29 protein-coding genes are annotated in these 26,164 nt (G+C 36.4%); 17 read left to right on the forward strand and 12 right to left on the reverse strand.

Annotation, left to right across the window (positions count from 1 at the left end; translation table 11 throughout):
- Nucleotides 1-101: 101 nt before the first annotated feature.
- Together cls and U9M49_RS14550 are read left to right on the forward strand one after the other, a co-directional pair.
- Nucleotides 102-1,622: a cardiolipin synthase gene (cls, locus tag U9M49_RS14545; protein ID WP_095370101.1), complete on the forward strand. Its 1,521-nt coding sequence runs from the start codon at nt 102-104 to the stop codon at nt 1,620-1,622.
- Nucleotides 1,623-1,919: 297 nt separating this feature from the next.
- Nucleotides 1,920-2,204 carry a hypothetical protein gene (locus U9M49_RS14550; protein WP_095370100.1) on the forward strand — a complete coding sequence of 95 codons (285 nt, stop codon included), beginning with the start codon at nt 1,920-1,922 and terminating at the stop codon, nt 2,202-2,204.
- Between the two features lie 112 nt (nt 2,205-2,316).
- On the opposite strand, the gene tatC is transcribed toward U9M49_RS14550, so the two are convergent.
- From tatC to mscL, 6 genes are all read right to left on the reverse strand, one after another.
- A complete protein-coding gene (gene tatC, locus U9M49_RS14555; RefSeq protein ID WP_095370099.1) occupies nt 2,317-3,042 on the reverse strand; it encodes a twin-arginine translocase subunit TatC in 726 nt (241 codons plus the stop codon).
- A 22-nt stretch (nt 3,043-3,064) separates the two neighbouring features.
- Complete coding sequence (tatA, locus tag U9M49_RS14560; protein WP_095370098.1) at nt 3,065-3,271, reverse strand: twin-arginine translocase TatA/TatE family subunit; 207 nt, start codon at nt 3,269-3,271, stop codon at nt 3,065-3,067.
- A 25-nt stretch (nt 3,272-3,296) separates the two neighbouring features.
- Nucleotides 3,297-5,006, reverse strand: coding sequence for a GMC family oxidoreductase (locus U9M49_RS14565; protein ID WP_095370097.1), 1,710 nt, complete (start codon nt 5,004-5,006; stop codon nt 3,297-3,299).
- Between the two features lie 24 nt (nt 5,007-5,030).
- Entirely contained in the window at nt 5,031-5,780 is a 750-nt protein-coding gene (locus U9M49_RS14570) for a gluconate 2-dehydrogenase subunit 3 family protein (protein WP_095370096.1), read from the reverse strand.
- Between the two features lie 134 nt (nt 5,781-5,914).
- Nucleotides 5,915-6,550: a Bax inhibitor-1 family protein gene (locus U9M49_RS14575; RefSeq protein ID WP_322910032.1), complete on the reverse strand. Its 636-nt coding sequence runs from the start codon at nt 6,548-6,550 to the stop codon at nt 5,915-5,917.
- A 144-nt stretch (nt 6,551-6,694) separates the two neighbouring features.
- A complete protein-coding gene (mscL, locus tag U9M49_RS14580; RefSeq protein WP_095370094.1) occupies nt 6,695-7,123 on the reverse strand; it encodes a large conductance mechanosensitive channel protein MscL in 429 nt (142 codons plus the stop codon).
- A 294-nt stretch (nt 7,124-7,417) separates the two neighbouring features.
- Between mscL and U9M49_RS14585 the strand changes: the two genes are divergently transcribed.
- The 4 genes from U9M49_RS14585 to U9M49_RS14600 all read left to right on the forward strand — a co-directional run bounded on the left by U9M49_RS14585 (nt 7,418) and on the right by U9M49_RS14600 (nt 9,585).
- On the forward strand, nt 7,418-8,497 hold the full coding sequence (locus tag U9M49_RS14585) for a hypothetical protein (RefSeq protein ID WP_322910033.1): 1,080 nt from the start codon (nt 7,418-7,420) through the stop codon (nt 8,495-8,497).
- 65 nt (nt 8,498-8,562) lie between these two features.
- Nucleotides 8,563-9,024, forward strand: a complete 462-nt coding sequence (locus U9M49_RS14590; RefSeq protein WP_322910034.1) for a hypothetical protein — start codon at nt 8,563-8,565, stop codon at nt 9,022-9,024.
- 54 nt (nt 9,025-9,078) lie between these two features.
- On the forward strand, nt 9,079-9,294 hold the full coding sequence (locus tag U9M49_RS14595; RefSeq protein ID WP_322910035.1) for a hypothetical protein: 216 nt from the start codon (nt 9,079-9,081) through the stop codon (nt 9,292-9,294).
- A gap of 141 nt (nt 9,295-9,435) precedes the next feature.
- A complete protein-coding gene (locus tag U9M49_RS14600) occupies nt 9,436-9,585 on the forward strand; it encodes a hypothetical protein (protein WP_322910036.1) in 150 nt (49 codons plus the stop codon).
- A gap of 260 nt (nt 9,586-9,845) precedes the next feature.
- On the opposite strand, the gene U9M49_RS14605 is transcribed toward U9M49_RS14600, so the two are convergent.
- On the reverse strand, nt 9,846-11,078 hold the full coding sequence (locus U9M49_RS14605) for an aminopeptidase (protein ID WP_322910037.1): 1,233 nt from the start codon (nt 11,076-11,078) through the stop codon (nt 9,846-9,848).
- Between the two features lie 198 nt (nt 11,079-11,276).
- Nucleotides 11,277-13,370 carry a DNA topoisomerase III gene (locus U9M49_RS14610; RefSeq protein ID WP_322910038.1) on the reverse strand — a complete coding sequence of 698 codons (2,094 nt, stop codon included), beginning with the start codon at nt 13,368-13,370 and terminating at the stop codon, nt 11,277-11,279.
- 311 nt (nt 13,371-13,681) lie between these two features.
- Between U9M49_RS14610 and hutH the strand changes: the two genes are divergently transcribed.
- Nucleotides 13,682-15,169 (forward strand): histidine ammonia-lyase, encoded by a 1,488-nt coding sequence (gene hutH / locus U9M49_RS14615; protein ID WP_307319365.1) that lies wholly within the window; start codon nt 13,682-13,684, stop codon nt 15,167-15,169.
- Between the two features lie 52 nt (nt 15,170-15,221).
- Here hutH and U9M49_RS14620 read toward each other — a convergent pair whose 3' ends face one another.
- Nucleotides 15,222-15,383, reverse strand: coding sequence for a hypothetical protein (locus U9M49_RS14620; protein ID WP_224935434.1), 162 nt, complete (start codon nt 15,381-15,383; stop codon nt 15,222-15,224).
- 95 nt (nt 15,384-15,478) lie between these two features.
- Here U9M49_RS14620 and U9M49_RS14625 point away from each other — a divergent pair, with 95 nt between their 5' ends.
- The 6 genes from U9M49_RS14625 to sinI all read left to right on the forward strand — a co-directional run bounded on the left by U9M49_RS14625 (nt 15,479) and on the right by sinI (nt 20,189).
- Nucleotides 15,479-15,856, forward strand: coding sequence for a DUF1992 domain-containing protein (locus tag U9M49_RS14625; protein ID WP_095370089.1), 378 nt, complete (start codon nt 15,479-15,481; stop codon nt 15,854-15,856).
- Nucleotides 15,857-16,062: 206 nt separating this feature from the next.
- Nucleotides 16,063-16,851: a flagellar motor stator protein MotA gene (motA, locus tag U9M49_RS14630; protein ID WP_095370088.1), complete on the forward strand. Its 789-nt coding sequence runs from the start codon at nt 16,063-16,065 to the stop codon at nt 16,849-16,851.
- Complete coding sequence (gene motB / locus U9M49_RS14635) at nt 16,848-17,615, forward strand: flagellar motor protein MotB (protein WP_095370087.1); 768 nt, start codon at nt 16,848-16,850, stop codon at nt 17,613-17,615. Before motA ends, motB begins: the two co-directional genes overlap by 4 nt.
- A gap of 116 nt (nt 17,616-17,731) precedes the next feature.
- Complete coding sequence (locus tag U9M49_RS14640; RefSeq protein WP_322910039.1) at nt 17,732-18,826, forward strand: carbohydrate kinase; 1,095 nt, start codon at nt 17,732-17,734, stop codon at nt 18,824-18,826.
- Between the two features lie 14 nt (nt 18,827-18,840).
- Nucleotides 18,841-19,746: a pseudouridine-5'-phosphate glycosidase gene (locus U9M49_RS14645; protein WP_095370086.1), complete on the forward strand. Its 906-nt coding sequence runs from the start codon at nt 18,841-18,843 to the stop codon at nt 19,744-19,746.
- 317 nt (nt 19,747-20,063) lie between these two features.
- On the forward strand, nt 20,064-20,189 hold the full coding sequence (gene sinI / locus U9M49_RS14650; protein WP_157733760.1) for a DNA-binding anti-repressor SinI: 126 nt from the start codon (nt 20,064-20,066) through the stop codon (nt 20,187-20,189).
- 158 nt (nt 20,190-20,347) lie between these two features.
- Here sinI and U9M49_RS14655 read toward each other — a convergent pair whose 3' ends face one another.
- Nucleotides 20,348-20,668 carry a helix-turn-helix domain-containing protein gene (locus tag U9M49_RS14655; RefSeq protein WP_095370084.1) on the reverse strand — a complete coding sequence of 107 codons (321 nt, stop codon included), beginning with the start codon at nt 20,666-20,668 and terminating at the stop codon, nt 20,348-20,350.
- A 341-nt stretch (nt 20,669-21,009) separates the two neighbouring features.
- On the opposite strand from U9M49_RS14655, the gene U9M49_RS14660 reads away from it, so the two are divergent.
- A complete protein-coding gene (locus U9M49_RS14660) occupies nt 21,010-21,522 on the forward strand; it encodes a type 1 glutamine amidotransferase domain-containing protein (RefSeq protein WP_095370083.1) in 513 nt (170 codons plus the stop codon).
- 117 nt (nt 21,523-21,639) lie between these two features.
- Nucleotides 21,640-22,386: a type I methionyl aminopeptidase gene (gene map / locus U9M49_RS14665; protein ID WP_322910040.1), complete on the forward strand. Its 747-nt coding sequence runs from the start codon at nt 21,640-21,642 to the stop codon at nt 22,384-22,386.
- Between the two features lie 44 nt (nt 22,387-22,430).
- Here map and U9M49_RS14670 read toward each other — a convergent pair whose 3' ends face one another.
- Nucleotides 22,431-22,658: a DUF1128 domain-containing protein gene (locus U9M49_RS14670; protein WP_095370081.1), complete on the reverse strand. Its 228-nt coding sequence runs from the start codon at nt 22,656-22,658 to the stop codon at nt 22,431-22,433.
- 149 nt (nt 22,659-22,807) lie between these two features.
- On the opposite strand from U9M49_RS14670, the gene U9M49_RS14675 reads away from it, so the two are divergent.
- Both U9M49_RS14675 and U9M49_RS14680 read left to right on the forward strand, forming a co-directional pair.
- A complete protein-coding gene (locus U9M49_RS14675; protein ID WP_095370080.1) occupies nt 22,808-23,158 on the forward strand; it encodes a YtxH domain-containing protein in 351 nt (116 codons plus the stop codon).
- 20 nt (nt 23,159-23,178) lie between these two features.
- Nucleotides 23,179-24,003, forward strand: a complete 825-nt coding sequence (locus U9M49_RS14680) for a YihY/virulence factor BrkB family protein (protein ID WP_095370079.1) — start codon at nt 23,179-23,181, stop codon at nt 24,001-24,003.
- Nucleotides 24,004-24,210: 207 nt separating this feature from the next.
- Here the strand turns inward: U9M49_RS14680 and U9M49_RS14685 are convergent, their stop codons facing one another.
- A complete protein-coding gene (locus U9M49_RS14685; protein ID WP_322910041.1) occupies nt 24,211-26,130 on the reverse strand; it encodes a heavy metal translocating P-type ATPase in 1,920 nt (639 codons plus the stop codon).
- Nucleotides 26,131-26,164: the final 34 nt, after the last annotated feature.

Raw genomic sequence — 26,164 nt, forward strand, 5'->3', positions numbered from 1 at the left:
TTATTCTCCTCAACGTTTATAAAAATTATGATAGAGCTCGTTTCTTTAAATGAAAATTAGGGTACTAATAATAACAGCAACTTACGGGATGGGGCATGGTAATGAAAGGTAGAAGAAGAGTAGAGTTTTTATTTGTATTCATTCTGATGGTTACATTATATATCGGACTTTTTATGGCAACAAGTATAATGACTACGATAATGTGCCTTGTATTTTATAGTTTGGCAATATTAGTGATATGCTATTCCATTATGCTGGAAGATCGAACCCCACAGCATACATTATTATGGATGTATGTAATCGTATTCTTTCCGGTGTTTGGATATTTATTTTATTTATTTTCAGGGCAATTATATATGAAAGGGTATTTATTTAAAAGTAAACGTAGCAGAGATAGAGATGAATGGAAACGCTTAATGCATAGAGAAGAAGAACAAGACATATCATTCCTCCAAGATGGCCAGCTTCGATTTGCGGAATTTGCTAATCATTCATCATTAACTCCGATAAGTACGAAGTCTAAAGCAACCATTTTAAAAAACGGTGATGAAACTTTTTTTGAAATTAAGAGAAGGCTGTTACAGGCAAAAAAATTCATTCATATGGAATATTACATTTTTCGTTCTGATCGCTTAGGAAAAGAAATAATGAAGATATTGATGGATAAAGCCAAGCAAGGAGTAGAGGTGTTATTTATTTACGATGCAGCTGGGAGCTTAACACTGCATGCGGAAGATATCAACCAGATGTTAGATGCTGGCATCCGAGTAAAACCATTCTCGCCTTTAAAGTATGGTTTTTTTAATCAGAAATTTAATTTTAGAAATCACCGTAAGATTATCATCATTGATGGAGAAATCGGCTTTACGGGTGGATTGAATGTTGGAAATGAATATTTGGGTGAAGATAAGCAAATTGGATTTTGGCGAGATACCCATCTTTTATTAAAGGGTGAAGCTGTCTATATACTACACACGATATTTTTATTAGATTGGGAATATGTTGCTAATGAAGAGGTGTTGGATAAATATCGTAATGATAGGAAGCCTATACATAAAAAAGATGATGTGGTAGACGGAGCGCTTCAGGTCGTTGCCAGTGGACCAGATACGCAACAGGGTATTATGGGGGATTTTTATTATTCGATGATTTCGTCTGCTGATTATTCCATTTGGATTGCTACCCCTTACTTTGTACCAGATGAAGCCATTCGTACGGCATTAAGAGTAGCTGCGGCAAAAGGGATTGAAGTGAGAATTCTCGTCCCTGAAATCAATGATAGTTTTTTTACGCAATATGCTAGCCGTTCTTATTTTTCTGAACTTCTTCGCTATGGAGTAGAGATCTATTCATATAAAAAAGGTTTTCTTCATCAAAAAATAATTATTATTGATGGGAATTTAGCCAGTATTGGTACTGCTAATATGGATATGAGAAGTTTCCATTTGAACTTCGAGGTGAATGTTTTTCTTTACGGGACAAGTTCTATTAGAGATTTAGTTGCTCATTATGAAGATGATATGAAAGATAGTTTTAAAATAAGTCCGGTACAGTTTTACAAAAGAGGATTATTAGAAAGAACAAAAGAGTCATTTGCGAGATTATTTTCTGGTGTACTTTAATTCGGAACATTGTTTTGAACTGTTCGTAATCATATGAAAGAATCGGAAGCTGGTTCTTAAATGCAAAAAGAAGAGCATCCATTCTTTCTTTGCTTTTGATATTAAGTTTAACTGGCTAGAATACAGTTAAGATTTATTTGAGAAGTTACATAGGGGAGTAGGTATCAGCTCGAATTGAAACAATAAATAGTAACATTTTTAACGTTGCTAAAATGGTTTCTTTACTTTTAAGCAAATTATTATCGTTTTCACTAACAATCCAATAGAATGGAGATATTAAATATTGGGGGTTCGCCATTGGAACTTATAGCTAGTCTTACTTATATAAAAGTTGTGCGTAAAATTGATTGGAATGTCCAAAAGTATGAGGAAATAGAAAGTGAAATCAAACTTTTCGATGAGAAAATTATATGGAGTGAAGACGAAATAGATATCCAAGCTGTTTTTGATATTTCATTTAGAGAATCGAAAAAAAAGCTAGGTACATTGTATTTACATACTAATCGTGGTGTATATCCTTTTTATATGAAAGATGTACCTAAGCATTTTATAGAGCAATATCGAAATCTAATTAAAAAATAACTAAGATTGGATTCCTCTTCATACAATCCTTGTTCCTTATTAGAGATTATTCCTTCATTTACCTATTTTAAAAATGTCCACGAGAATACTAACGTTTTCACTTATCAATAAACTACCCTTTATTTAACTCTGCGTCCATGACCAATCGTTTTCTATAGCTAATCTTTGAAAGAAACAGTCCAAGTTCATATAGTCCAATTAATGGAAAGAGTACAAGTATTTGTGAGAAAAAGTCTGGTGGCGTAATGAGTGCAGAAACGACAGCAAGCACCACATATGCGTATTTTCTTACTGACTTTAGCATTTCAGGGGATACGACCCCGATATTTGTGAGAAAAACTAGTAATAATGGAACTTCAAATAGAAATCCAAACGGAATAGTAGAAATCAATAAAAATGAGAAATATTCTCGAGCAGTAATCATCATAGAAAAATTACTTTCGCCAAGGTGCATGAGAAAGCCATAAATGGTTGGGAATACAATGAATAAACCAAATGATAAGCCAATGGCGAAACTACAAATAATTCCTGGAATGAACATGATCGAGATTTTTGCTTCTTTATCATTCAATGCAGGTCTAATAAATAGCCATGCTTGAAACGCAATGAAGGGAAGGGAAATGCCGAGGCTAATGCTACCGGCAATCCCTGTGTATAGTCTAATTACATCTAATGGCCCTAGCATGACGAGATCATAGTCATTAGCTAGAATGGGAATAAGGTGGTTAATAAACACTAAGCAAAGGATAAAACAAAAGGTAAAGAAGACAATCGATCGAATGAGCACTTTTCTTAAATCAGTTAAATGCTCCACTAGTGTTTGGTCATTATTCTCCATCTTTACGCCTCCATCACAGATGTTATTTAGATTCCTCTTCATTTTTAGCAGCCACTGTTAATGTTTCCTTGTCGCTATCGTCCATAATTTCTCTTGTCGATCTTTTAAATTCAGCTAATGTTTTTCCGAAAGCTGAGCCAATTTCAGGTAGTTTTTTTGGTCCAAATATAATCAAGGTGATGACAAGGATAATGATTAAACCTGGTATTCCGATATTTGTTAAACCCATTACAAATCAACCCCTTTCCTACTAATTAGGCGAGCATGCCACCTTCTTTGCTATATTTGAGGATACCTTCTGCTGCTCTGAATGCGAGTGCACCGACAGTTGCCGTTGGGTTATAGCCCCCATTATGTGCAAAAGCAGAGGCACCTACAACAAATACATTCTCAGCATCCCACATTTGCAGATAATTATTAACAGCAGATGTTTCCGGTTCAGCGCCCATAATAACACCACCTGTATTATGAGTTGTTTGATATGGCACAATATCATAACTTTCAAGATTCGAACGTTCATTTACTTTATCTGCGCCCATTTCAAGCATAATTTGATCTGCAATTTTGCCGATATAGTTATAAAGCTCTTTATCTTGTTTTGTAAAGTCGTAAGTTAAGCGAAGCAATGGTAAACCATAAGCGTCTTTGTACGTCGGATCAAGGTCCATAAAGTTATGTTGTACAGGCATGGAAGCCCCTTGTGTTCCAATATTGAGTGATCTTGTAAAATACTTGATAGATTGTGCTTTAAACTCAGCTCCCCAGTTTGGTGTACCAGATGGAACGGTATTTGAGCCAATCGGTCGTTTACCTGATTGATTAATGGAGATAGAGCCACCATGGATAAAGTTTAGATCTGAGTGATCGAAGTTATCACCATTATAATCATCAATTGTTGCACCTAATGCTCCTGCCCCCATGAAAGTGTTAAAGCGTTCTTCTTCAAAAAAGCCTGTAGAGCCAGGGAGAATCTGATAACAATAGTTCTTACCAATCACACCAGTCCCGTTTTCCGGGTTATAGGCTTTGCCTATTTTTGAATGTAGAAGTAGTTTCGTATTATTCATGACATAGCTCGTAAGAACGACTGTATCAGCCGGTTGAATGAATTCTTCTTTCGTTAATACATCTACGAATTTCACACCTGTTGCTTTTCCACCTTCATGTATGATTTCAGTTACATTAGCAAAATTGCGTATATCTACATTGCCTGTTTCCATAGCATAAGGAATGACGGCAACAGTTGGGTCTGCCTTTGCACCGTATTCGCAACCAAAACGTTCACAAAATGCGCAATATTGACAGTTAGCAATCTTTGCACCGTACATGTTCTCATATGGTTCACTTAAATTAGCTGAAGGCATATGGTATGGATGCATACCTAATGAGGTTGTTGCATCTTTAAACCGTTTGGTTAATGGTGTCTCTTTCATCGGTGGTGTTGGATATGGATTGGATCGTTCCGGTCCAAAATGAGCCTCTTCACCACTAATACCAGCGACCTTCTCATATTTATCAAAATATGGTTCCAATTCGTCGTATGTAATGCCCCAATCCTGAATTTGTAATCCTTTGATTTTACTTTCACCATATTTTTCAATTGTTTTTGATCGTATTTCAAAATCATAAGGCAAAAAACGGAAGGATTGGCCGTTCCAATGAACACCAGAACCACCAGAACCCTCACCTAATAGGAAAGAACCAAGTTGACGCATGGGAAGGGCCCTTTCCTTTTGGTTATTACGGAAAGTTAAACTTTCCTTTGATAAATCTTGCATTAATTCATAACGAATAGCATAACGAAGCTCATCGTGTACGACATAATAATCTTTCAAGCCTCTTTCTTTACCTCGTTCTAATCCAACAACCTTTAATCCTTCCTTACCAAGCTCGGCAGCAATAATGCTACCAGCCCAGCCCATACCGACGATGACGACATCGGTTTTAGGTAATTTTTCAGCCATTGTATTTCCTCCTATTCAATCCACTTATTTTGTATAAGAATGTAGGGCTTGTGGTTCAATTTCCATAAATTCATCTGATTCAATTTTGTCGTAATAACTCATTTGATGCCCAGGATAGTTTTTCATTTTCCAGCCTTCCATATTAATATTTCCTCCATATGCAGGGTCAGCATATACACCTTCAATCGTGGCTGCTCTGAGAATATTAAAAAAGGTTTTGGATGTTACTCCTTTGAGCTCAACCTCATCATTTTGGAAGGAAGTTAAGATAGCATCTTGTTGTTCGCCTTCCAAGTCAGGGAAATTCTTATCGTGTTTTTCATTAGCCACTTTTTGCAGTGCCTTTATCCCGGTATCAAATACTTCATGTCTCTTAAGAGGGGATTGATAACCTTGGAAGTTAGAGCCTGGAAAGAATGGTCCTTGCATATATTCACGAGCATTGTTCCCCCAAGAACCAGCGAGCGAGTGATCTATATAATAGGCAACGCCTAATTCATCAGCTCCTGGACCGTTATCATCACTTGGGAAAATTCTTTCAGAAGCAGCGACTAAAACGGCAAACATTTCAGGGTTTGTAAAATAAAGAGGTGCTTGTAGATAGCTGGTTCCTTGATGTTCCCCTTGTGTATTTGTACCTTCTTGCTCATCATTCATATTGGCACCAATGAGCCCACCGATAATTCCTCCACCGACAAGTCCACCTGCTACGTATCCAGAGTTTCTAATAAAGCGTCTTCTTGACATTTTCTTTTCAGAGTGTTGTTCTGCCATTGGAAAAAAACCTCCTTTTTTCGTATTATGTTTATAAAGTGTTCCGATTATCCAGATTTATTCATTTTTGGGCATAAAAAAAACGACAGAAAGTAATCTGTCATTGTCGTTCTTCGTTTTTATAATGTTACTTGTTATTTTCTATCTTTCAGTAAACCAATTAGTCTAAGTAAGTTTAAGAAGAGATTAATAAAATCTAAATACAAATTCAAAGTGTAAGTAGGGATTTGACTTTTTTTAATACCGTATTTTTTCAAACGGTTAAAGTCATATAGAATATAGCCACTGAATATGAGAACACCTATAAATGAATATATGAGTAGTGAAGTGTCATCTAATGGCCAAAAGATTCGAATGATAGCAATAATGATAAAGGCAAGTAATGCAATTGATAATATACCGCCTAAAAAACTAAAATCTTTCTTTGTAATAGTGGCATAGCTCGCAATAAAAATAAAAATGATAGTTGTTGCTATGAGTGTCATTAGTATCGTTTGCATACCTATTGAAGACACATATTGATGTAGAATTGGATAAATAGACAAGCCAGATATAAAGGTAAATAAGAATAAGAAAAAGTAGGAAATCCCCTTTTTTCGTCTAAGAAAAAAAGCGATGATTAACATAATTACTTCAATTATCTTGATCGGTAGAAAATACTGGCTTGGAACAACTGTACCAAGAAAGACCCCAATAGTGGCAATAGCAAGAGAAATCATAAAAATAATAATAACACGACGAAAATATTGTTTTTGAATAGATGATGGCATTGGACCACTTCTTTCTATATAAGATTAGCTGTGTGAATAGATGCATGAGCATTTATGTGGCAAATAGGAAAAAGAACAAATGATATGATGAGATGTCTATCATTTGTTCTTTTTGCCACTCATATAAATATTCCTAGATTTTATTTAGGACTCATGATTTTGTTTTTTTGTTATATCAAGTGAGTTCTGCTCTTGTTTTTGCAACAAGTCACGAATTTCGATTAGTAATTCTTCTTTTGCATCTTTTTCTGGCGGTTCAGGCGTACTCTCTTCTTCTTTCTTCCTAATTCTTTTATTCATAAATTGGACAAAAAGAAAAATGGAAAAAGCGACAATCAAAAAGTCGAAAACGGTTTGAATAAATTGTCCATATAGTATAACAGATTCCCCAAATGGAGGGGAATAAGAGAGTTTTGTGAAATCGACTCCACCGATAAAGATTCCAAGAATAGGCATAATCAGATCATTCACTAGAGAAGTAACAATTTTTCCAAAAGCTGCCCCTATAATGACCCCGATTGCCAGGTCTAACACATTTCCTTTCATAGCAAATTTCTTAAATTCTTGTAACATAGCAAAAAATCCCTCCAAATCAAAAAGTAGTTCTTATGTTGAATTCTTTAAGAAACATTGTATATAAATATTTAAACATAGTAAACGGGAGAAATCAGGACATTAAGTTTACTTTACGATTATTTATTCTGTTTGTAGTATTGTTTCAGATTTGTTACAATTTAGAATGTCAATAAAGAAATGTATGATAGCTTAAAAATAGAATTGACGACTAGTCTTTCATAAAAAGGACTTTACTTAGAATATTAAGCACTTGGCAAGGGCCAAGTGATTTTTGTTGATAGGGAGATTTAAATGAAGAAATATTTATATATATTAATGTTAACTACTCTCATGTCTGGTTGCATGAATGAGTCAAAGGTGAATAAACAAGAAATGGAGCCAAGTTCAACTGTTGCTCATGAAGCGGATGAAGTAGAAAAACAACAGGTGGCAGTCCTTGAAGAAAATGCCATTTACGAAACAACAATGGTGGATGGGGAAAAAAGTTATGAAGTATATATTTCCTCAAATCAAGATGATAGCAATCAATATTCATTTTTTGTTGCTGAAGAGAACGGCAAAATGGCATATAGCCAAGAGCTTGCCTATGAGAAATTCAATAAAAATAATATCTATTCACTGAATACAAATAAACAAACTCTTATTATATTATCACTTGAAAAGAGTGAGGAAGTATCGTCACTTCGAGTTATTTCAATGGACCAAGGGATATTAAGAGAGGTACCGATTGAAGGTGGAGAATTGCTTAACTTAACAGATAGAAAACTTAAATCCTTAAGTCAAAATGTCCTTCAATCGGCCTATCCGGTTAATCAAAATGAATCGATTTTTCTCAGCTGGGAATTACAAAATGATCCATTAGTCCTTTCACTCCATGATGAAGCAACGGTAACTGAAGATTCTGGTGCTTATCAATCATTATTAGATCAGTCTTGGATGGATATTTGGAGCGAGACGGAAGAAGTGTTTTATCCTTATGAAAATATTGAGTTGACTAAAGAAGTAATTGAAAGAGCGAAAATGGGTATACCTATGGGTGGCCCTTATCCAATTGGTACGAACATAGAAGACATTAAAAAATCTAACCCTTATTACATTCAAGAGGGAATACTTCATGGTCAACAGTATTTAATGTATCCAGAAACAATCTACTACTATAACAGAGAAGATGGGGCTGTATCTACAGTTGCCATCCCAGGGGAAAGATTACAATCTTCATTAGCAGATCTCAAGAAGTTATTAGGAGATCCAGTTAGACAAGAAGAGGAGAACGGTTTAATCTATTCTGAATTTCTTGCTGATAAATATGTTCTTAAAACCTATACGGATGAATCAGGAGAGATCAAGCAAATCTCATTAAGTAAGCAATAAAACATTATATTTTGATCATAGGTAGGCTGCGAAATTTTTAAAAACAAGATAGTAGCAGCCTATTTGTGCTGCCTAAATTCAAAGGATTCTGGCATGGTAAGTCACTCAGAAAGAATAAAGAGAGTGAGCGCTTTGTAAAATGGATTAGCAAGTCATTTAGAGAGAAAAGAGAGAGTGAGCGCTTCGCAAAAAGAGTTTGCAGGTCACTCAGCAAGAAAATAAGAACGGAGCGCTTTGAAAAATGGATTAGCAAGTCACTCAGAGAGAAAAGAGAGAGTGAGCGCTTAGTAAGAGGAGTTAGCAGGTCACTCAGCAAGAAAACAAGAACTGAGCGCCACGCAAAAGGGAACAGCAAGTCACTCAGAGAGAAAGCAGAGAGTGAGCGCTTTGTAAAGGGATTAGCAAGTCACCCAAAGAGAAAGCAGAGCATGAGCGCTTCGCAAAAAGAGTTAGCAGGTCACTCAGCAAGAAAACTAAAACTGAGTGCTTTGCAAAAGGAGTATGCAGGTCACTCAGCAAGAAAATAAGAACTGAGCGCCACGCAAAAGGGATTAGCAAGTCACTCAGAGAGAAACTAGAGCATGAGCGCTTCGCAAAAGGAGTTAGCAGGTCACTCAGCAAGAAAACAAGAACTGAGCGCCACGCAAAAGGGATTAGCAAGTCACTCAGAGAGAAAGCAGAGAGTGACCGCTTCGCAAAAAGAGTTTGCGGATCACCCAGCAAGGAAACTAGAACTGAGCGCTTCGCAAAAGGGATTAGCAAGTCACTCAGAGAGAAAAGAGAGAGTGAGCGCTTAGTAAAAGGAGTTTGCAGGTGACTCAGCAAGAAAACAAGAACTGAGCGCCGCGCAAAAGGGAACAGCAAGTCACTCAGAAAGAAACCAGAACATGAGCGCTTCGCAAAAGGGATTAGCAAGTCACCCAGAGAGAAACTAGAGTGTGAGCGCTTTGCAAAAGGAGTTTGCAGATCACTCAGAAAGAAAACAAGAACTGAGCGCCGCACAAAAGGGATTAGCAAGTCACTCAGAGAGAAAGCAGAGAGTGAGTGCTTTGCAAAAGGAGTATGCAGGTCACTCAGCAAGAAAATAAGAACTGAGCGCCACGCAAAAGGGATTAGCAAGTCACTCAGAGAGAAACCAGAGCATGAGCGCTCCGCAATAATCTGTTCCTCAAAAAGCAATATTACTTAGAGTAGTAGGAATAACAATAAAGTATGATTCACAAAAAACAGAATGCTCAGGGGGCGTGCTTGCTCATTCACAAAAGATATTGTATCCCCAAAAAATCACGAAAAGTAGACCCAAACGCTAGCGTTTGGGTCTGAAGAGTGCACACGCAATATTTCTTTGTTAAAATGCCCAATCTCCTTTACGGAATACAGGCTCAGTTGTACCATCTTCAAGGATACCGTCAATATCCATTTCAGAGGAACCGACCATAAAGTCTACATGGGTGATACTTTCGTTTAATCCGTTTGTTTCTAGCTCTTCACTATTCATTTTTTTGCCACCTTCTACACAGAAGGCGTAGGCGCTGCCGATAGCGAGGTGATTCGATGCATTTTCATCAAATAATGTGTTATAGAAAAGAAGGTTTGATTGAGAAATTGGTGATTGAAATGGTACAAGCGCGACTTCACCAAGATAATGAGAGCCCTCATCTGTCTCAACTAGTTGTTTTAAAATAGCTTCGCCTTCCTCAGCTTTATAATCAACTATTCTTCCATCTTTAAAAGTAATGGAGAAGCGGTCAATAATGTTACCACCATAACTAAGTGGTTTTGTGCTTGCGACAGTGCCATTTACACCATATTTATGTGGCACTGTGAACACTTCCTCTGTTGGCATGTTTGCCATGAATTCATGACCGTTTTCATTGACGCTTCCAGCACCAACCCATAAATGTTTTTCTGGTAATTCAATCGTCAAATCTGTTCCTGGTGCGGTGTAATGTAATTTTTTATAACGTTTTTCGTTTAAGTATTCTACTTTTTCATGTAATGTTTGATCATGATCTTTCCATGCTTGGATAGGATCATCTAAATCAGTTCGTGTTGCTTTAAAGATAGCATCCCATAGTAAGTTGACTCGTTCCTCTTCTTTTGCGTCAGGGAACACCATATTCGCCCAAGCTTGAGAAGGTGCGGATATTACTGTCCAACTTACTTTATCTGTTTGCACAGCTTTACGATATTTTGCTAATGCTTGACCTGATGCCCTTTGGAATGTGCTGATTTTCTCAGGGTCAATTCCTTTCAGTAAGTCAGGGCTAGAAGAGACAATCGCAATAAAAGCTGCTCCGTTTTCTGCTAATTCTTCCGTTTCACGCGCACGCCATTTCGGATACTCTTTAAAGGAATCAATCGGTGCTAATTCATACTTTGTACGAGAAACAATATCATCATTCCAGTTCACAATAACTTGATCAGCACCAGCTTCATAAGCATTTTTTACAATTTTTCGAACCAATTGGGCAGAATCAATAGAAGTATTGATGACTAATGATTGACCTTTTTGAATATTGACACCCACTCTAACTGCTAATTCTGCATATTTGTCGAGCTTTTCTTCAAAAGTACTCATACTATGTACACTCCCTTTGTCAAAAACTTCTTACTTATTGTAACTTTTCTATAGGAAAAAAGAAACTTTTTATCTTTATGACAAGATAGAGGGAAGAACTACACGGTTTACATGGTAAAACATAAGCAAGAAGTTGTTCATGATATAACAAAAAAACTGCCAAAACAGCAAGATTCTTACTGGATTGACAGTGTATGTTTACTCTTTATCTTCCATTGCTTGTTTTAACAAGTCACCAAGGCTCGTACCGAATTGATCATTTTTAGCAGAGTATTTCTGAACAAGCTTTCTTTCTTCACGTTTATTGACTTTTTGTTTCTTATCTGCCGCTTTTTCAACCACATTACATTTGCGACATTGGAAGTATGTGCCAGCTTTCCCGTTGTGAACTTCCATCTTTTTATGACATTGAGGACAACGACGATTAGAAAGCTTTGGATCTTTTCTTTTTCTGAAGTTACAATCCAGACTCGAACAAACGAGGATTTTCCCATCTTTCGTATTCCGTTCTTTTAAGAAAGAGCCGCATTCAGGACATTTCGATCCGGTTAAGTTATGGGCGCGGTAAGATTTATCACTTTTCTTTACTTCGGATACTATTTGCTTCGTTTGTTGTCTAATTTTCTTTAGAAAGTCATCACGTTTTGCTTTTCCATGTGCGATGGCTTCAAGTTCTTTTTCCCACTTAGCTGTTAATGCTGGGGATGTTAATTCATCATTTACAAGATCCATTAACTGCTTCCCTTTTTGGGTGGAATGAAAGCGCCCGTTATGTCTTTCTACTACTTCTGATGAGATAAGTCTTTCGATAATTTCGGCACGCGTTGCAGGTGTACCTAAACCAAATTTTTCCATCCCTTGTAACAGATCGGCTTCACTTAAGCGAGCAGGGGGCTCTGTTAATTTTTTTATCGTCTCGACTGTATGAACTTGCAGCTGTTTCCCTTGTTGTAACTGATTCAACGCAGTCTTTGAATTTTGTTCATTCGTAGATGAATGGAGCGTTTTAAACCCTAAGTCAATGATATGGGTTTCTTTAGCTACGAACGTTTCACCAGCTATATCTAACTTTAATAGTACACTTTCATATTGATATGGCGGATAAAATAAAGCAAGGAATCGCTTAGCAATGATATCAAATAATTTTTTCTCATCTGTTGATAAATCACTGAGATGTACTCTTTGTTCCGTTGGTATGATAGCATGATGATCCGTCACTTTACTATTATTAAATACCTTTTTGGCTAGTACCTTACTCTTTTTCGCAAGCAAAGGTTTTACTTCTGTACTATAAGAACCAGCAATTGCCTCTAATCTTTCCATCATTGTACTTTCCATATCGCTTGTTAAATAACGAGAGTCTGTACGTGGATACGTTACGATTTTATGTTGTTCGTATAATTTTTGCAGTACAGATGATGTTTTTTTAGCTGAGAAGCCGAATTTTTTATTGGCATCGCGTTGTAGCTCAGTTAAATCATATGGAAGTGGTTGTGCTTCACTTCTTTCTTTCCGAGTAATCGATTGCACTGTTGCTTTTGCTTTTGCTGTTTGTTTTTTAATCGTTTCAGCTTGATCACTATTAAAGATTCGTTTCTCACCATTGTTTTCCCATTCTGTTTCTAATACGCCCACTTTTGCATGAATCATCCAATAATCCTGTGGGGTGAATTTCTGGATTTGTTTCTCACGATCCATAATAAGGGAAAGCGTTGGAGTTTGCACTCTACCAGCAGAAAGAGGTTCTTGATACTTCGTTGTTAATGCACGTGAAATATTTAATCCGATGAGCCAATCTGCTTCAGCTCTGCAAACAGCAGAATCATATAAATTTAAAAAGTCTTTCCCTGGTTTAAGGTTTTTAAATCCTTGTTGTATTGCTCGATCGGTGACAGATGAGATCCAGAGGCGGTGGATTGGCTTTTTCCATTTAATCTTCTCTAAAATCCATCTAGCAACTAACTCACCTTCACGCCCAGCATCGGTTGCGATAATAAAGTCTCCTACATCATTTCGCTTGGAAAGATGCTCGACCGTTTTAAATTGATGACTTGTTTGCTTCATTACCTTGATGCCCATTTTATCAGGAATAATTGGCAGGTCTTCTAGTTTCCATTGTTTGTATTTGCTATCGTAATGTTCGGGCATCTTGAGTTCTATTAAGTGACCAAGCGCCCATGTAACAATATAATGCTTGCCTTCTATATAGTTTTTATGCGACTGATTGCATCCTAATACTCTGGCTATTTCTCTGCCGACACTTGGTTTTTCGGCTAATACTAATGATTTCATATTTTCTCCCTTCCAAAAAAAACAATCTCCTAAACTAAAGGGTCGTTAATTATTATAGCGGAAAATGGAATGAATTTATATGGGTTGCTCTAGTGCTTTATTTTGCTAACATGGTAACCAGGTAGAATATGGTAAAAATCAATTGACATGAGTAAGCACCGCTTTATAATATAGATATAAGACAGATCAAATAGGTGAAGTATCATGAACGTAAATAAGAATAATTTTATTTTAATAAAAAGACCCAAGTATCATTTCGGTGATACTCGGGTCTTTTCTTTATTTTGCTAATGTGATAAGGAGGTAATAAGATGATTGAATTAACAGGGGAACACCTGACGATAGAGCAAGTGAAAGCGGTGGTCTTTCACGGAGAAGAAGTTAATATTGCCCGTATGAGTATAGAAAATGTAGAAAGAAGTCATATGGCTGTAAAGAGAATAGTTGCGGAAGGTAAAACTGTATATGGGATTACGACTGGTTTCGGAAAGTTTAGTGATGTTCATATTGATCGCAAACATGTAGAGGAGTTGCAGATCCATTTAATACGCTCTCATGCATGTGGAGTGGGTGAGGAGTTCTCAGAGGAGGTCTCTCGGGCAATGTTATTGTTAAGGGCTAATGCGCTTATAAAAGGGCATTCAGGGGTTCGTCTTGCATTAATTAATAGACTACTTACTTACCTTAATCAACGTATTCATCCTGTCGTTCCTCAGCAAGGATCCTTAGGTGCGAGTGGTGATTTAGCACCACTATCCCATTTAGCACTTACACTAGTTGGTGAAGGTGAAGTCTTTTTCAATGGACAAAAACAAAAGAGCGCAGAAGTACTACAGGCATGTGATCTTACTCCGCTGACTTTAGAAGCAAAAGAAGGTCTTGCGTTGATTAACGGTACGCAAGCTATGACCGCTCAAGGAGTTATCGCCTATATTGAAGCAGAAAACTTAGCTTTTGAAAGCGAAAAGATTGCAGCTATATCGGTAGAAGCATTAAATGGAATAATCGATGCATTTGATCATAAAGTACATGAAGCTCGTGGTTATCCTGAACAAATCGCAACAGCAAAACGAATGAGGTCATACTTAAGTGGTAGTAAGTTAACTACTGTTCAAGGAGAAATGAGGGTCCAGGATGCCTACTCTATAAGATGTATTCCGCAAGTGCACGGTGCTACTTGGCAAGCACTTAACTATGTGAAAGAAAAGCTCGAAATTGAAATGAATGCTGCAACAGATAACCCTTTAATCTTTGATGATGGAGAAAAAGTAATTTCAGGCGGGAATTTTCATGGTCAACCAATTGCGTTAGCTATGGATTTTTTGAAAATTGCGGTTGCTGAGTTAGCGAATATATCTGAAAGAAGAATAGAAAGGTTAGTTAATCCACAACTCAATCAATTGCCCGCTTTTCTTAGCCCAGAACCGGGGCTGCAATCAGGTGCCATGATTATGCAATATTGTGCAGCTTCACTCGTGTCAGAGAACAAGACACTGGCTCATCCTGCTAGTGTTGATTCTATTCCTTCTTCTGCTAATCAAGAGGATCACGTAAGTATGGGAACGATTGGTGCAAGGCATGCCTATCAAATCATAAAAAATGTAAATAAAGTTATCGCAATTGAATTGATTTGTGCTATGCAAGCGGTTGAATTTAAGGGAATAGATAAAATGGCTAATCATACCCGCTCACTATATGAACAAGGTCGAACAATTGTACCAACAATTAACCAGGATCGTATTTTTTCTAACGATATCGAAAATTGCACAGAGTGGCTAAAAATTAAAGCTTATCATTAACTTTTTTTATAAAAAAGGCTGTAAGCCCTAAGGTTACAGCCTAATAAAAATATTAACGGTTTTCACTTTGTTCAATGCGATTTTTAAAGGCTTCTTGAACGACTAAAAACTCCTCGTCTTCTTGAGCTTCAGTTGATTTTTCTTTTTGATATTGTTCATTAAACGCACCTGGATGCTGTTTGTTCTTATGATTAAAATGTTTACCTCTTGACATAGTGAATCGCTCCTTTCCATTTTATATTTCCCTTCATTCGTTAGGGATATGTAACTGCATGGAGTATAATAAGATGAAGATGAGGTGATAATTTAATGGATTTATTCTCAATTTTAGCAGAAGAGAAAATCAAACAAGCGCAAAGACAGGGAGAGTTTGCTCATTTAAAAGGGCATGGTAAGCCTTTACCGAAAGATGAACTAAGCGGGGTACCAGAATCTCTAAGAATGTCTTATAAAATAATGAAAAATGCAGGATATACAACAAAAGAAATTGATCTTAGGAAAGAGATGCTAACAATTGAACAATTAATTGCAAGTTGTGAGAATGAAGAGAAAGAAGGAGAACTAAAAAAAGAGCTGAATGAAAAGAGGTTAAAATTTCAAGCATTGTTATCAGAAAGAAAAGTGGCAACAAACACACAAATTTTCAAAAATTATGAACAGAAAATCGAAAACAAGCTTTTTAAATAACCATACAAAAATGATGCTATTCATTCATTTTTGTGTGGTTTTTTTATGTATATAAACACAAAAAGACAAATAGGATAAAAGACCTTATTAAGTTACTTCAATTACATAGAAATATGTCGAAATAAAACAAAGAAACCAGTATCTGATAAAAAAGTAATGAGTAAAAAGTTTTGAAGTAAGTATTTTTTGAAGTAGGTGTGATAAGGATGGATAAAACAACTTGGATAGGTGTCATATTAGGAATTATTGCAGTTGTGTTAGGTATGTTTCTAAAAGGAGTAGGACTGGGTGTATTAGTAAATCCCGCTGCCGTTATGATTATTATCGTTGGAACAGTAGCGTCTGTTTTAATCGCTTTTCCAGTCTCTGAAGTGAAAAGAATACCTAAAATAATGAGCGTCATATTCAAAGAAAGAGAGACATTACCGATGTCTCAAATTATTAGCCAATTTGCTGATTGGGCTCAGCTTGCACGAAAAGAGGGGTTGTTATCATTAGAAGTAAGAATAAATGAAATCAATGATCCCTTTTTGAAGAATGGTTTATCACTAGCAGTGGATGGACAGAGTGCCGATTATATTAGAGACGTATTAAATGAAGAAATTGATGCAATGGAAGAGCGCCATCAATCGGCAGCGCAAATATTTTCTCAAGCAGGAACATATGCCCCCTCACTAGGTGTATTAGGTGCAGTAATTGGATTAATTGCGGCATTAGGAAATATGAGCGATATTAACGCTTTAGGTGAAGCAATAAGTGCTGCATTTGTGGCAACGATGTTAGGTATCTTTACGGGATATGTATTGTGGCATCCATTCGCAAATAAGTTAAAGAGGAAATCTAAAATAGAAGCTAAACATAAGAGGATGATGATAGAGGGGATTTTATCTATTTTGGAGGGAGAATCTCCACGTGTGATTGAACAAAAACTATCTTCCTACTTACCAGGAAAAGAAAGAAAAGAATTTCTAGATGAAGGAAGCAAAGAATCATGACTAGAAGGAAGAAGAAGAGTCACGAAGATGAGCATGTTGATGAATCCTGGTTACTGCCTTATGCGGATTTACTTACATTATTAGTTGCTTTATTTATCGTCTTATTTGCTTCTAGTGCAATCGATGTTCAAAAGTTCCAAAAAATGTCCACAGCTTTTAATGAAGTTTTTTCTGGAGGTAATGGTGTAATTGATTTTCCTAGCCCAATGCCAGAAGGAAGTATGGCCCCTCAAAAAAAAGAAAGTGTGTCAGCTAGTCAATTGTCTGGTCTATCTGATGAAGAACAAGATACTGAGGAACTTAAAAAGTTAAAAGCCAAAGTTGATCACTATATTATAAGTAATGATATTACTGATAAGTTTGAAACGGAGCTTACAACTGAAGGCCTGCTTGTGACGATTCGAGATAATGTATTATTCTCTTCAGGTAGTGCAGAAGTGAGAACTAGAGATATACAAACAGCAGAAGAAATCTCTGATCTACTTGTGATGAACCCTCCAAGAAATATTATTATTAGTGGCCATACGGATAATATACCGATACGAAATGCTAATTTTGAGTCAAACTGGGAACTAAGTGTAATGAGAGCTGTCAATTTCATGAAAGTGCTTTTACATAATCCAGAGCTTAATCCTGAATGGTTTAGCGCCAAAGGGTTTGGTGAATATAAACCTAAAGAATCGAATGAAACGGTTACGGGAAGAGAAAGAAATCGTAGAGTAGAAATTTTAATACTTCCGAGAGAACTGACAACCAACAGATAAACTTTGAGAAAGTTTATCTGTTTTTTTATGAGAAATAGTATAGCTATAATTAGAATTTGCAGAAATATCAAACTATTGTTTATAATATAGACAAATGTTCTCAGGAGGGGGAGCCATTGAATGAAAAAGAGCAGCAAATTTTAAATTCCATAAAAGATAATCCTTATATTTCACAGTCTGAGCTAGCAGACAGCTTAAGCATTTCTCGTTCTACCGTCGCAGGCTATATTTCCTCTCTTACAAAAAATGGCTATATATTAGGTAGGGCTTATATTTTACCAAAGCAACCATCTATTTTATGTGTGGGCGCTGCCAATATTGATAGAAAATTGCAAGCTGTGGACGGCTTAGAGGAAGGGACATCGAATTCTGCGAAAACTGAACAATCAGGAGGAGGGGTAGCAAGGAATATCGCGGAGAATTTGGCTAGACTTGAAATGTCCGTTTCTTTATTATCTGCTATTGGTGAAGATCACGAAGGTATATGGTTGTTAGATCGCCTAAAGCCACTAGTAGATACAACACCTTCGATAATTATACCTACTTGCCGAACAGGAACTTATACAGCAGTGTTGGATAAAAAGGGAGAAATGAAATTAGCATTATCTGATATGGGAATTAACGATGACCTCGATGTGGAGATAATTGAATCACGATGGGGGTATTTTACTTTGGCTAAAATGGTTGTTCTAGATACGAATTTCCCAAGTGTTATATTGACAAGAGTAATAGAAAAATGTAAACAATTCAACACACCATTATGTATTACAACAGTATCTACATCGAAAATAAAAAGACTCCCTGCTCAACTATTAGGTGTGAGTTTTCTTATTGCCAATAAAGATGAGGCAAGTTTGCTTTCAGGAGTAAAACTTACAAGTGAAGGAGATTACTTTAAAGCATGTGAAATCATTTTAGCAAAAGGTGTAGAAAGAGTGATAATAACGAGAGGGGAAAATGGCCTTGTTTTCGCCACACAAGATGGAGAGGCAGGAGCTATTATGCCCCCTTTTGTTCATGTCGTTGATGTAACAGGTGCTGGAGATGCCTTAGCATCAGGAATTATTTATGCACATCATAAAGGAATGCATATAGAAGATGCTTGTAAAATAGGAATTATCTGTGCAAGTGTAACGCTTACAAGTAAGGAAACGGTTCATCCACAATTAAACCCAAAGAAACTACAACATGCCTTTCAAGAATATTTTTAGAGGAGTTGTTACAAATGAGAAAAGATTGGTTAGATTACTCTGATGAGGTGATCGAAGCAAAAAAACAGTTAAAACCAATTGTCGCACTAGAATCAACAATCATCTCTCACGGTATGCCTTACCCTCAAAATGTACAAACAGCCAAAGAAGTTGAAATGATTATCAGGGAGAATGGGGCAATCCCAGCAACCATTGCTATTATAGAAGGTAGAATTAAAATCGGACTATCAGACGCAGAACTTGAACTACTTGCAACGAACGATTCAATTATGAAAGTTAGCAGAAGAGATTTTCCCTATGTCATTGCAGCGAAGAAACATGGAGCGACAACTGTTGCTGCCACGATGATTTGTGCAGAACTAGCTGGGATTGAAGTTTTTGTAACAGGTGGTATTGGTGGTGTCCACAGAGGGGCAAGTGAAACAATGGATATATCAGCCGATTTGCAGGAATTAGCAAAGACAAATGTCGCTGTCGTTTGTGCCGGTGCTAAATCGATTCTGGATATTAAATTAACAGCTGAATATCTAGAAACATATGGTGTCCCAATCATCGGTTACCGTACAGATAAGATACCCGCTTTTTATACGAGAAAGAGCCCGTATAATGTCAATATTCGTGTAGATGAGATAAAAGAGATTGCTGAAATGATGAAGGTAAAGTGGGGACTAGGCTTAAATGGAGGGCTAGTTATTGCTAATCCAATACCAGAAGCAGATGCTATGAATGAACTGGAAATGAATGAGATGATTGATCAAGCTCTTGTTCATGCAGAAGAAGAAGGTATCTCAGGGAAAGAGATAACACCATTCCTCTTATCTATGATTAAAGAATTAACCGGTGGTAAGAGCTTGGCAGCCAATATTGCATTAGTTAAGCATAATGCCGAAATTGGGGCAAAACTTGCTATGCAATTATAATTCAAGATATAAAAGTATCCAATTTTAAAAATCAAAGAGGAAGCTGAACATCAATCAAACTTTTAAAGGAGGAATTGATGTTCGGTTTTTTTATTTGTAGGTATTTTTTGACTCAAAAGTTCCGATTTTTTCCTCTATTCTACAAGTTTCATTATACACTTGTCGTTTTTTGATTGAAAATGAAGAAAAAAATTAGCAGATTTTAGAATGAACTAGTAGTAAAATGTAAATATCTACAATAGTCTGAAAATAAAGCGGGATTTATTGCAAAATAGGACTAATTGAGAATATGCTTCAAGTCTAAAGGGGGATTTAATTTGGAAAGGTCTTTAGTTATAGAAACACTAGATGAAGAATGGCTTGCCCTTATTGAAGAAGCAAAACAATTAGGTTTAAATAAAGAAGAGGTGAGAATTTTTCTACAAGCTAAAGAAGAGGAATAACATGACATTGAGGCCTCCGAATTAATGAGCTTACAAGATTATGGTTAAAATGGAATAAAAAAAATATAAGAAGAAAAAAACCTCCGATAAACGCGAAGATTATCGGAGGTTTCATTCATATCTCTTTTTATCTTTATAGATTCGTTTGTAAGCTTGTCTTATTTATTTCTAGTCTTCCACTTATTAAAGTCGAGAAACTCCCGAAATTCTTCTTTTGAAACCCCAGATTCCATCGCTTCTTTGACTATATTTATCCAATCAGTATCTAATTCTTCTTTATTAATTTGATCATGGATAAGGTGATCAACAGGTACATTGAGTACAGCTGCGATTTTTTCGAGGAATTGAATGGAAGGGTTCGTTTGTAAATTTCTCTCTAATGAGCTTAAGTAGGATTTAGCTACTCCTGCTTGATCTGCAAGCTCTGATAAAGACATTTTTTTCTCTTGTCTTAATGCTTTGACTCGATTACCAATCATCACGTTCACCCTATCTATCTTTGTTGTTAACAGTATCATATCAAAAAAAGAGAATCCAACCGCTTATGTCCGTAAATTGTAATCGCTTAGTCTTTTAATTGTAATAAAAAATTTTTAATCATTACATTACGGAGCTGCCGATATAAATGAGACTGTATAAACTGAATAGATTGAATTCTTACCGTTCTAAAAGAATTTTAACAGAAAATAAATATCAAGTATAGTTGTAGGGCATGTTTTCTTTAATATATTAATTAACATACATATATGTTTTAAGGGAAGACTTTCAGGGAACGGACATAATATAACCAACAATTTAAACCATAAAGGAGAGATAGTAAATGAGTAAAAAAATTGCTTGTCTAATTACCGATATGTTTGAGGATTCTGAGTATACAGAACCAGCAAAAAGTTATAAGGAAGCAGGACATGAGGTTATTACAATTGAATCAGAGGCTGGTAAAGTCGTAAAAGGGAAGCAAGGAAATGATCAAGTGACGATTGATAAAAGTATAGATGATGTGAACGCAGATGAGTTTGATGCTCTCTTTATTCCAGGTGGATTTTCTCCGGATATGTTAAGAGCAGATGATCGCTTTGTTCAATTTACGAAAAAGATGATGGATGCGAAAAAACCTGTTTTTGCTATTTGTCATGGACCACAATTATTAATTTCTGCTAAAACATTAGAAGGTAGAGGAGCTACAGGCTATAAATCCATTCATGTAGATATGGAATATGCAGGAGCTAAACTTCAGGACAAAGAAGTAGTGGTTTGTCAGGATCAACTTGTGACGAGCCGCACACCTGATGATATTCCTGCCTTTACAAGAGAGTCTTTAAAATTACTCTGATAATTTAAGAAAAGCAATCGTTGCATGATTTTTGTAAAACTTTTCATTCAGCGCTAATATTAATAAGTAGAGTATAATAACTTTTAATATAACAGTGACTGAAAGAAGGTTTTGCTATTGATCGTGTTGAAATCACCTAGAGAGATTGAAAAGATGCATGAAGCAGGTAAGGTACTTGCTGAATGTCATAAAGAGATTGCCATGAGAATTAAACCGGGTATAACTACATGGGAAATTGAAGAATTTGTTGATGCCTATCTGAAGAAAATAGGGGCTACACCTGAGCAAAAGGGCTATCGCGGGTATGAGTATGCTACTTGTGCCAGCATTAATGATGAAATTTGTCACGGATTTCCGAGGAGGGAACCATTAAAATCAGGCGACATTGTAACGATTGATATGGTGGTCAATTATAATGGAGCTCTTGCAGATTCAGCTTGGACGTACGGCGTTGGAGAAGTGAGTGAAAAGGTATCTACCCTATTAGATGTCACAAAGGAATCATTATATAAAGGAATTGAGCAGGTGAAGATAGGCAACCGAATTGGAGATATTGGTTATGCGATTCAACAGTTTGTTGAAGAGAAAGGATTTTCGGTAGTAAGGGAATTTATTGGTCATGGGATAGGGGCAAGCATCCACGAAAAACCGGATGTTCCTCATTTTGGCCTCCCTCATAAAGGACCGAGAATAAAAGAAGGTATGGTATTCACCATTGAACCAATGGTGAATACTGGAATGCATCATATGAAGATGGATCAAAATGGCTGGACTGCGCGAACAGTTGATGGTGGTTTATCAGCTCAATATGAACATACAATTGCAGCCGGTAAAGATGGAATCACGATTTTAACTGAGCAATAAAACAAAAAGCAGCTGCAAATCATGCAGCTGCTTATAATAAGGACTTATTTATTCTTGCGCAAGTTTCCTAATTCTTCAGCGATTGCTTGCATTTCATTAGGACTGAAATGATTTTTTTTCATCACTAAATCGTAAATATCTTTTAGTTCTTCGTACATTTCTTCGTCAAAATGAGAAGATTTAATGGCGCCAATATTTAATACTTTTAGTTTTTCCTTGATTTTTTCGATCATATAATCGACATTTTCAGTTGATTTCTGTGATAAATTCACTTGATTTCCCCCCATAATACATCAGTAGTATAATCTTTCCATGGTTAAAGTGAAAAGTCAACCATTGATAGGTGCAAAGCTTGCATGTTTTTAGAGAAAAAAAGAAAATAAAGTATAGGTAGATTAAAAAGAATAAAGGAGTGAGGAAAATGGGAAAATCATTGTTTTGGAAAGGTGTTGTCCTTGGAGCGGTAGCGGGCGGTGCGCTCACGATGCTAGACCGTGATACAAGAGAAAATGCAAAATCTAAATGCAGAGAAACGACAGAAAGTGCAAAATATTACATAAAAAATCCCGATGAAGCCGTTCAACAAGTGAAAGGTGTCTCTTTAAAAGTTAGAACAGCAGCCCAGCAGATCGGTGAAGATGTGGCTTTCTTAACGACCACAATTGAGGATATTAAAACAAAGGCAATTGAAACAAGAGAAGCCTTAAATGACCCTAAAAGTGAAGTAGAGGTTTCAGAAGCGACGTTAGAAGGGAATGTTAGGAATAACTAACAAGGTTTGGGGGATCGCTGATGAAACAAGTCACTACTTTTGGAAAGGAACTATGGGAGCAAATAGATAAGGATGATGTTTTCGGCGTAGCTGCACAATTGGCCTACTTCTTTCTCCTATCACTTTTTCCATTATTAATTGTTTTGATATCATTGCTGCCTTATTTACCGATTACTCAAGAGGATATATTTGCTATCGTTAGAGATTTCGCACCAAAAGAAATTATGTCATTATTGGAAGACAATTTGAGTGCCGTCACAACGAAAAATGGGGCTCTGTTATCAATTGGTATTATCGGTACATTGTGGTCCGCGTCCGCCGCGATAAATGGCATTATGAGGGCTTTTAATAAGGCGTATGATGTCGTTGAAAGTCGATCATTTATTGTTGCAAGAGGCATTGCTATGCTTTTAACTATTTCTATGGTTTTTGTTTTCTTAGTAGCATTATTATTACCTGTGTTTGGGAGACAAATTGGTCTATTTATCTTTGATGCATTTGGATTGACTGAGCAATTTTTGAGCATATGGAATGCACTTAGATGGCTGGCGAGTCCGCTTATCATCTTTATTATCTTTAGTGGACTGTACTGGTTTGCTCCTAATAAGCGTTTAACGAATGTGACAGTTATCCCAGGTTCACTTTTTGCTACAATTGGCTGGATTCTATCTTCCTATGCGTTTTCATATTATGTGAGTAATTTTGGAAATTACTCGGCCACATATGGGAGTATTGGTGGAATCATTATATTAATGATTTGGTTTTATTTAACGGGTATTATTATTATGATTGGTGGAGAAATAAACGCATTGTTAAATAAATACAGCAAAGTGAAAAACACATAGTAAAAGTTACCTGATTGTAAGGTGCATCAATGGACAACCTAGGCTTAAGGAGGGTGATTACATTGACTGCAAATAAAGATGGTAACACAAAACAAAAAGGTAAAAATAAACCTAAACAAAAAACATCTAGTTCGGCTAATAAGCAAAACGGCTATCATTAAATAAAGAAGCAGCTATCCATTCACACACTTGGATAGCTGCTTTCTTTTAGTTCTTCAACAACCTTAAGCTATTTAATATCACTAAAATGGTTGAGCCTTCGTGACCGATTACACCGTAAGGAAGATCTAATATCTGTAGAAAATTAGAGCAAATTAACAGCATAATAACTGATATAGAGAAAACAATATTTTGTTTAATAATGGTGTTCATGCGTTTGGATAGGGCAATTGCATGAGCGATTTTAGGAAGATCGTTTTTCATTAAAACAATATCTGCTGTTTCTAATGCGACATCGGTTCCTTCACCCATGGCAATCCCAACATTTGCAGTCGCAAGTGCAGGCGCATCGTTAATTCCATCTCCAACCATTGCTACTTGTTGATACTGATTTCTTAATTCCTTAACATGATCCACTTTTTTTTCTGGCAAACATTCTGCAATAAAGTCTTCTACATTTGCTTCAGTAGAAATGGCTTGAGCGGTTGATTGGCTATCGCCTGTTAACATGATGGTGTATATACCTTGATCATTTAATTGTTTAACCGCAGCTTTCGTTTCTTGACGAACTTGATCCTTTAATGCGATTAATCCACACACCTCATGATCGCGTTCAAATAAAACGATCGTTTTACCATTCGAAGCTAATGTTTCTTGCTGTTCTTTTAATTCTGGCGCAAGTTCGTTATTGTTCAAAATAAATGATGGTTTACCAATTTTCCAAGTGACGCCGTTAATCACTGCTTTAATGCCCCATCCTGGTACATCTTCGATTGATTCGGGCTCTATAAGGGGAGAGCTCTGCTCTTCTTTTGTATACGAGACGATGGCAGTAGCAAGTGGATGGTTTGCATGGTTTTCAATTGATCCAACAATGCGTAAATAATCATCACGATGCTGAGTGTGTAGTGTAATAAAATCTGTTACTTCTGGGCGTCCTTTAGTTAAAGTACCTGTTTTATCAAACGCAATGGCTTTAATATGGCCTAAGTTCTCTAAATGTACCCCGCCTTTAAATAAAATTCCCTGTCTTGCTCCATTTGAAATCGCAGACAATGTAGCCGGCATAATAGAGGCGACAAGTGCACAAGGTGAGGCGACTACTAGGAGAATCATGGCACGGTAAAATGTTTCGTTCCAACTCCATCCAAGTAAGAAGTGTGGGAGAAATAGCATGAGTGCGACGGTCAGTAGTACAATTTTTACATATTTCCCTTCGAAATTCTCTATAAATAACTGACTAGGGGACTTTTCACTTTGTGCTGATTGGACCAGTTGAATGATCTTTTGAAAAAGAGTTTCATCCGCTTTTTTTGTGATTTCTACTTTAATGGCTCCATTCATATTGACGGTGCCGGCATACACTTCTTCAGATAACCCTTTTGTTACCGGAATCGATTCACCAGTAATCGTTGCTTCATCTATAGTTGTTTGTCCGTAGACAATGATTCCATCAGAGGGAACGCGTTCCCCTGGTTTAACTAGAATTTTATCTCCGATTTGTAGTGTAGAAACGTGAACAAGTTCTTCACCATCCTCATGAATTAATAAAGCTTCTTCAGGTTGCAACTCCATAAGGCTAGAAATTTCTTTTTTACTTTTATTCATTGTATATGTTTCTAGTGCGCCACTCATTGCAAAGATAAAAATAAGAATGGCACCTTCAATCCAATAGCCAATGATTGCGGAGCCGATTGCGGCAAAGATCATCAGCATTTCAACGTTTAATTCCTTATTAGCAATCGTTTCTTCAATACCTTCTTTTGCCTTCGCAAAACCTCCGATTATAAAAGATAAGATAAAGATAGTGATAGAAGTTGTTTCATAGCCTCCTTTACTAAGTAACCAACCGATAAGAATAAAAACACCTGAAGTAATTGCGGCTATAAGCTCGATATGTGGTAGTAACTTTTCGAATAATTGACTAGATGATTGCGATTGTTTTTGTACTAGGACATTTCCTTCCATATTTTCATTTCCTCCATTCTCATTGAGAAGAATA

This window comes from Cytobacillus sp. OWB-43 (assembly GCF_034651445.1).
Taxonomy (GTDB): domain Bacteria; phylum Bacillota; class Bacilli; order Bacillales; family Cytobacillaceae; genus Cytobacillus; species Cytobacillus kochii.

What these genes read in the sequence shown, in the direction of transcription:
- U9M49_RS14680 (WP_095370079.1), top strand. Translation starts at nt 23,179, where the DNA reads ATGAAACAAGTCACTACTTTTGGAAAGGAACTATGGGAGCAAATAGAT.
- cls (WP_095370101.1), top strand. Translation starts at nt 102, where the DNA reads ATGAAAGGTAGAAGAAGAGTAGAGTTTTTATTTGTATTCATTCTGATG.
- U9M49_RS14565 (WP_095370097.1), bottom strand. Translation starts at nt 5,006, where the DNA reads ATGGCTGAAAAATTACCTAAAACCGATGTCGTCATCGTCGGTATGGGC.
- motA (WP_095370088.1), top strand. Translation starts at nt 16,063, where the DNA reads ATGGATAAAACAACTTGGATAGGTGTCATATTAGGAATTATTGCAGTT.
- U9M49_RS14625 (WP_095370089.1), top strand. Translation starts at nt 15,479, where the DNA reads ATGGATTTATTCTCAATTTTAGCAGAAGAGAAAATCAAACAAGCGCAA.
- motB (WP_095370087.1), top strand. Translation starts at nt 16,848, where the DNA reads ATGACTAGAAGGAAGAAGAAGAGTCACGAAGATGAGCATGTTGATGAA.
- U9M49_RS14675 (WP_095370080.1), top strand. Translation starts at nt 22,808, where the DNA reads ATGGGAAAATCATTGTTTTGGAAAGGTGTTGTCCTTGGAGCGGTAGCG.
- U9M49_RS14575 (WP_322910032.1), bottom strand. Translation starts at nt 6,550, where the DNA reads ATGCCATCATCTATTCAAAAACAATATTTTCGTCGTGTTATTATTATT.
- U9M49_RS14645 (WP_095370086.1), top strand. Translation starts at nt 18,841, where the DNA reads ATGAGAAAAGATTGGTTAGATTACTCTGATGAGGTGATCGAAGCAAAA.
- tatA (WP_095370098.1), bottom strand. Translation starts at nt 3,271, where the DNA reads ATGGGTTTAACAAATATCGGAATACCAGGTTTAATCATTATCCTTGTC.
- U9M49_RS14620 (WP_224935434.1), bottom strand. Translation starts at nt 15,383, where the DNA reads ATGTCAAGAGGTAAACATTTTAATCATAAGAACAAACAGCATCCAGGT.
- U9M49_RS14605 (WP_322910037.1), bottom strand. Translation starts at nt 11,078, where the DNA reads ATGAGTACTTTTGAAGAAAAGCTCGACAAATATGCAGAATTAGCAGTT.
- U9M49_RS14685 (WP_322910041.1), bottom strand. Translation starts at nt 26,130, where the DNA reads ATGGAAGGAAATGTCCTAGTACAAAAACAATCGCAATCATCTAGTCAA.
- U9M49_RS14655 (WP_095370084.1), bottom strand. Translation starts at nt 20,668, where the DNA reads ATGATTGGTAATCGAGTCAAAGCATTAAGACAAGAGAAAAAAATGTCT.
- U9M49_RS14585 (WP_322910033.1), top strand. Translation starts at nt 7,418, where the DNA reads ATGAAGAAATATTTATATATATTAATGTTAACTACTCTCATGTCTGGT.
- tatC (WP_095370099.1), bottom strand. Translation starts at nt 3,042, where the DNA reads ATGGAGAATAATGACCAAACACTAGTGGAGCATTTAACTGATTTAAGA.
- mscL (WP_095370094.1), bottom strand. Translation starts at nt 7,123, where the DNA reads ATGTTACAAGAATTTAAGAAATTTGCTATGAAAGGAAATGTGTTAGAC.
- U9M49_RS14610 (WP_322910038.1), bottom strand. Translation starts at nt 13,370, where the DNA reads ATGAAATCATTAGTATTAGCCGAAAAACCAAGTGTCGGCAGAGAAATA.
- U9M49_RS14570 (WP_095370096.1), bottom strand. Translation starts at nt 5,780, where the DNA reads ATGGCAGAACAACACTCTGAAAAGAAAATGTCAAGAAGACGCTTTATT.
- hutH (WP_307319365.1), top strand. Translation starts at nt 13,682, where the DNA reads ATGATTGAATTAACAGGGGAACACCTGACGATAGAGCAAGTGAAAGCG.
- U9M49_RS14660 (WP_095370083.1), top strand. Translation starts at nt 21,010, where the DNA reads ATGAGTAAAAAAATTGCTTGTCTAATTACCGATATGTTTGAGGATTCT.
- U9M49_RS14595 (WP_322910035.1), top strand. Translation starts at nt 9,079, where the DNA reads ATGAGCGCTTCGCAAAAGGAGTTAGCAGGTCACTCAGCAAGAAAACAA.